The sequence below is a fragment of the Ectobacillus funiculus genome (assembly GCF_004138295.1).
GTDB lineage: Bacteria > Bacillota > Bacilli > Bacillales > Bacillaceae_G > Ectobacillus > Ectobacillus funiculus.
In genome coordinates this window covers 1-6234 of record NZ_SCFM01000078.1, presented here as the reverse complement: position 1 = coordinate 6234, position 6234 = coordinate 1, and the positions used below count along the sequence as shown (strand labels likewise).

Below are 6234 nucleotides of genomic sequence, written 5' to 3'. Positions count from 1 at the left end.
AAAGTACTGCTTTTCTTATAGAAAGGGACAAGAAGTTGTTAATATTAATGGTATAATAAAGAAAACTCGCCGACTGGCGAGCCCTGCTTTTGGGCGAAGCCAGAGGCGTAGTTGCCCTTATACTTTATTCCTAAAATTTCCGACTACGTCGAATTGGCTTCCGGCTGGAAATCTATGCTTTCTTAAAGTGTAAAGAAAACTCGCCGACTGGCGAGCCCTGCTTTGGGGCGAAGCCAGAGGCGTAGTTGCCCTTATACTTTATTCCTAAAATTTCCGACTACGTCGAATTGGCTTCCGGCTGGAAATCTATGCTTTCTTAAAGTGTAAAGAAAACTCGCCGACTGGCGAGCCCTGCTTTTGGGCGAAGCCAGAGGTGTAGTTGCTCTTAATTGTATTCCTAAAATTTCTGGCTACGTCGAATATCCAAATTTATACTCTCTTAAAGTGTGAAACAAACAACAAGAAAGGATGGTGTGAATGGTCGTTACGATTAAGGATGTGGCGAAAAAAGCTAATGTCGCACCATCCACAGTATCCCGCGTCATTGCCGACAGTTCTCGTATAAGTGAAAAAACAAAAAAACGTGTTCGTAAAATTATGGATGAGCTTGGTTACCATCCAAATATGAATGCGCGCAGTCTCGCAAATCAAACGACACAAGCGATTGGTCTCGTTATGCCAAGTTCTGCTGGGAAGGCATTTCAAAATCCGTTTTTTCCGGAAGTTATACGAGGAATCAGCTCTTTTTCTCATATAAAGGGCTACTCTCTTTATATGTCTACCGGAGAAACAGAGCAGGAGATTTATGAAGGTGTTGTAAAGATGGTGCAGGGAAGACGAGTGGATGGCATTGTTTTATTGTATTCACGTATTGATGACCCTGTTATTCAATATTTAATTGAGCAACAATTTCCTTTCGTGTTGATTGGCAAGCCGCATCAATCTACTGGGGAAGTGACGTATATAGATAATGATAATTACTTGGCCGGACGTGAACTTACAGAGTATTTTATTTCCCTCGGTCATAAACGATTGGCGTTTATTGGGGGAAGTCCAGATTTAATGGTAACGAAGGAACGTCTTGCTGGTTTTAAAGAAGCGTTAAAGCTAGCAGATCTCCCTATGTCGGATGACTATATTGTCTATATGGAGTTTTTGCGTGAAGGCGGCGAGCGGGCGGTGGAGCAGCTTCTTTCCTTGGAACAGCCTCCAAGTGCCATTATTGTTACTGATGATCTAATGGCGCTTGGTGTTTTAAGTACATTGACAGAAAAAGGGTATGCTGTTCCAGATCGTATCTCAGTAGCAAGCTTTAATAATGTTATTTTTTCCGAAATTTCTTGTCCGCCGTTAACATCTGTGGATGTGCGTATCTTTCAGCTTGGGTATGAGGCTGCGAAAAGCTTAGTGGAAAAAATCGAGTCACCAGAACTGCCACCAAAAAGTATTCTTGTGCCGTATAAAATTGTCAAACGGCAATCCTGTAAGGAATATTTAGAAGGTTAGCTATCTGTGTTTGAGCTAGCAGATATATACAAAAATTCAATTGGAGTAGAAGGGGAATAGAAGAGAAAAGCAGACTTTAGTTGTCTGCTTTTTCTTATATACAGGAATGAATAAAAGAAGGAGAGTGCTTGAATGGACTGAATGTTATTTGGGGAGAGCCAAAAATGACGTCAGGGATATAAGAGGTTTTAAAAGGAACAGGGATAATCTCTGTTTCTTTTTTGATAGGTTTCAATCCTCTTAATAAATATACCGAAAGCGCTTTTTGTTATGATATATTACTAAAAACCTAGTTTAAGCCAGAGAATTATGAGGTTATATTCAACAGTAAGAGCTTCTGAATGCTTTTGGTAAGGGATTTTTGATTATCATTTATATTGTAAGAAAGTATAAATTCCTAGCTGGAAGTTCATTTGACATAATGGGGAATTTTAGGAATACAGTATAAGGGCAACTACGCCGCTGTCTTCGCCCAAGAGCAAGGGTCGCCAGCTTTATCGCAGGTAACATTGCAATTGGAAAACGAAATCAATTTTGGTGCGGAAGACACGGTAAATTAAAGGGAGTTCCTAAATGTGGAATCGCTGCTGAACGACTAATGTGGGTATGGGAAAGCGGTTTAGGTAACATATAGCGAGAGGCTTTAACAAAATTTGTGCAAAAATAACAAAAAAATGAATGTTTTTTGTTAAAATTTATTAATAAAGGTATTGAAAGCGTTTTAAATGTGATATATAATCAAAAATGTAAAGCGCTTTAGGAATAACATAGTGAGGATAAAGTGTTTTACATGGTCTAGATTATAAAGGGAAAGGGTGTGTTCAGGCTACAAAAGGAGCCGAGTTTATGGTTCTTCATTTTAGAATGCTCGCTATTCTCATGCTGAAACCCTATCTTAAGGAATCGGCTAGATATGCGGGACGAACGCCCAAAAACGGGGATTCCGCGATGGCTGTGAAGTCCGAATGATAGTTTTAGGGTCCTTACCATTGCTGCAACGAAAGCTTATCGGAGCCAAGTTCTCCAGTTCTATGATAAGAGCTAGAGTCATTTTGATAGCGATTGATAAAGTACTTATAAAAATAGAAAAAATAGTAAAGCAATCGAATTGACGAAAGCGCTTTAGGTAAGGTAATCTAATCTTTAGACTGCATGATAGAAAGAAGTGTATAAAATGAAAACAACCATCTATGATGTGGCAGAAAAGGCAGGTGTCTCCATATCTACTGTTTCAAAGGTCATGAATGACCAGCAAGTTGGGAAAAAATCAAAACAAAAGGTTTTGAAGGTTATGCAAGAGCTTAATTATAGACCGAGTGTTCTTGCGTCAGCCTTAACAGGAAAACGAACCTCCACTATTGGATTATTATTACCAGACTTAGCGAACCCTTTTGTTGCAGAAATGGCGCGCAGAGTGGAAGATCGTGCACATGAATTTGGATTTAGCCTTGTTATTTGCAGCACGGATCTAAATCCAGAAAAGGAAGAACGCTCAGTGTCATTACTGAGACAGAAAAGCGTTGATGGATTTATATTAGCTAGTGCTTTTAATAACAGAAGGGTTATCGCGGATTTAGTGGGTGATAATATCCCTGTCCTGCTCCTTTCTGAATCGCATCCTCAATTCGCGGTAAACAGCATTAATATTGATAATGTCGTCGGAGGATATCAAGTAGCTTCTCACTTAGTTTCCCTGGGCCATACAAGAATTGCGGTGATTGGCGAGGATGCTACAAGTAGTCAACAACGTATTAATGGATATAAGCAGGCTTTTCAAGAGAGCGGCTTGACAGTGCATGAAGATCTGATTGCTATCAGTGATTCAAGCGTAGAGCATGCGCAACGCTTGACAAAAGAATTATTGAATCATCCAAAGAAGCCTACTGCTATTATTGCTTGCAATGATGTACTGGCAATTGGTGCGATTCTAGCTGCACGCGAAATAGGTTTAGACATTCCTAAGGATCTTTCGATTACCGGCTTCGATAATACATTATTATCAAAGAGCTGTGATCCTCCTCTAACAACAGTTGAGCAAGGTCTTGACAAAATGTGTGCTCAAGCGGTGGATCTATTAATAGAGGAGATTGAAGGGAAAAGCACATCGAAACAGCGTATCCTTGTGTTGCCGCAGCTTGTTATCCGAAAATCAACCGCTTTCTGTCAGAGTTAGGACGGAAGGCACATGTCTTACCTTCGAAGTAAGCGCTATCTTTTTTTGCTAAAACGTATTACATTTCAGTTTCTATGAAATGTAATCGATTGCAAAAATTGTAATCGATTACATAGGTGTATGATAGATGAACAGGATCTAAGAAACATAGTAAAGCAGTTTTTTAAATTTTAGATTTTAGGTTGTATTCAGCTATTAAACAAGTGGTTTCTACTTTCGTTTCGGTAAACCCAAAAACGAAAGCGCTTTATATTAAAACACATATTAGGGGGACTTTTAATGGCAATTCGTAAAAGACTTATGTTGCTTGTATCTTTAATGGTTATACTGTCTTCATTTATGGCTGCTTGTTCTTCTTCGACTTCTGGCGGTGAGAAGAAGAATGGAAAGCTCGTAATCGGAGCAGCGATGCCAGTATTTGATGATAAATGGCTCTCTTACTTATACGATTCTATGAAGGCAGCTGCTAAAGATAAAGATGTAGATTTAAAAATGGTTGATGCGAAAAACGACTCCGGTAAACAGCTTTCTCAAGTTGAAACATTTATCACACAAGGTGTAGATGCAATCATTATTAACCCTGTTGATACGAGTGCAGTGACTCCGATGTTAGATGCGGCAAAGGATGCAAACATCCCTGTAATTGTTGTAAACCGTATGCCAAGTAAAAATGATATGAAAAACATTTACGCGTTTGTAGGCTCTGAATCTATCCAAAGTGGAACAATGCAAATGGAAAAGATTGCTGAAATGTTAGGCGGCAAAGGAAACGTTGCCATTATGACTGGTGAGCTTGGTGCAGAGGCACAGATTAAGAGAACAGAAGGTAATAAAAACGTAGTTAAGAAAAACCCAGATATGAAAGTTGTACGTGAAGCGACAGGAAACTGGCAGCGTTCTGAAGGTATGAAATTGATGGAAAACTGGATTCAATCTGGCGATAAAATCAATGCTGTAGTAGCGAATAACGATGAAATGGCAATTGGCGCAATTATGGCGTTAGAAGCTGCTGGCAAGCTAAATGATGTAGTAGTAGCGGGTATTGACGGTACACCAGATGCATTAGAATATGTGAAATCTGGCAAATTAAAAGTTTCTGCTTTCCAAGACCCAATGGGGCAAGGTAGCAAGGCAGTCGAGACAGCTATTCAAGCTGCGAAAGGTGAAAAATTAGCAGATAAGAATGTGTGGGTACCATTTGAGTTGATTACACAAGACAATGTTAACACATTTATTGAGAAGTGGAAAAACGCAGGAGCTAACTAATGTAACATGAGAGGGGACTGTTAAGGCTCTTATCCGAAAGAGTCCCCTTCTCACCAATCTATTGGGGGTGAGCATGGAATGAGTACGGAGTACATTTTAGAGCTAAATAACATCACAAAGGAATTTCCAGGTGTAAAGGCTTTGGATAATATCCAGCTGAAGGTACGAAAAGGAACGGTTCACGCTTTAATGGGTGAAAACGGTGCTGGGAAATCAACACTTATGAAAATTATCTTCGGTGTGTACACACCAGACAAAGGTACGATTAAGTTTAAAGGGCAGGAAGTGCAAATTAATGGCCCTAAGGATGCTTTAAGCAAAGGGATTTCGATGATTCATCAGGAATTAAGCCCTGTTCCGGACATGACGATTGCGGAAAATATTTATCTCGGCCGGGAGCCGATGTACGGCAAAACAGGTTGGGTCAATAAGAAAAAAATGATAACGGATACAGAAAAGTTGTTTGAGTCCCTACAGATTGATTTGAATCCCCGAACCAAAATGCGAGAGCTGAGCGTTGCGAATATGCAAATGGTAGAGATTGCAACGGCAATTTCTTACAATGCGGATTTAATTATTATGGATGAGCCAACCTCAGCAATTACGGATAAGGAAGTTGATCATCTGTTCAGCATTATTGATTCCTTGGTACAAAAAGGTGTTTCCATTATCTACATTTCTCACAAAATGGATGAAATCTTTAAGATTTGCGACGATATTACGGTATTCCGTGATGGGCAGTATGTAGGAGCTAAGCCAGCAAGCGAATTGAATCAAGATACATTGATTCAAATGATGGTAGGGCGTGAGATTAAAGCAGTATTCCATAAGGAGCCATCTGAAATTACAGATGTTGTCCTAGCGGTAAAAAACCTGTCTAGAGAAGGCAAGTTCCAAAACGTCAACTTTGAGGTGCGTAAAGGAGAAATCCTTGGGGTCGCGGGACTGATGGGCTCTGGAAGAACAGAGATTATGGAAAGTATTTTCGGAATTGACCCGCCAACCTCTGGTGAAATTTATATGCATGGCAAGCAGGTGAAAATCAATTCGCCGAAAGAAGCAATCCGTCATAAAATCGGCTTATTAACAGAGGACAGAAAGCTGACGGGTGCATTCCTGCCGCTGTCGATCCGGGAGAACATGATTATGTCTAACATCGACAATCTGTCAACTCTTGGGTATTTAAATAACAGTTTAGTGAAAAAAGCATGCAATGAGCAGGTAGAAAAATTAAGAGTAAAAACACCGCATTTAAATCAGCTTATTATGAACCTAAGCGGAGGGAACCA

General features: G+C 39.8%; 4 protein-coding genes. All 4 read left to right on the top strand.

Annotation, left to right across the window (positions count from 1 at the left end; all coding sequences use genetic code 11):
* Positions 1 to 477: 477 nt before the first annotated feature.
* On the top strand, positions 478 to 1506 hold the full coding sequence (locus tag EP737_RS23760; protein ID WP_129731676.1) for a LacI family DNA-binding transcriptional regulator: 1029 nt from the start codon (positions 478 to 480) through the stop codon (positions 1504 to 1506).
* A gap of 1174 nt (positions 1507 to 2680) precedes the next feature.
* Entirely contained in the window at positions 2681 to 3679 is a 999-nt protein-coding gene (locus EP737_RS23755; RefSeq protein ID WP_129731674.1) for a LacI family DNA-binding transcriptional regulator, read from the top strand.
* A gap of 279 nt (positions 3680 to 3958) precedes the next feature.
* Positions 3959 to 4945, top strand: a complete 987-nt coding sequence (locus EP737_RS23750) for a sugar ABC transporter substrate-binding protein (RefSeq protein ID WP_129731672.1) — start codon at positions 3959 to 3961, stop codon at positions 4943 to 4945.
* Between the two features lie 78 nt (positions 4946 to 5023).
* Positions 5024 to 6234, top strand: a 1211-nt coding sequence (locus EP737_RS23745) for a sugar ABC transporter ATP-binding protein (RefSeq protein ID WP_165350902.1), incomplete at its 3' end; no start/stop codon positions are given.

Coding starts and splice junctions, on each gene's coding strand:
- EP737_RS23755 (WP_129731674.1), top strand. CDS start 2,681: ATGAAAACAACCATCTATGATGTGGCAGAAAAGGCAGGTGTCTCCATA.
- EP737_RS23750 (WP_129731672.1), top strand. CDS start 3,959: ATGGCAATTCGTAAAAGACTTATGTTGCTTGTATCTTTAATGGTTATA.
- EP737_RS23760 (WP_129731676.1), top strand. CDS start 478: ATGGTCGTTACGATTAAGGATGTGGCGAAAAAAGCTAATGTCGCACCA.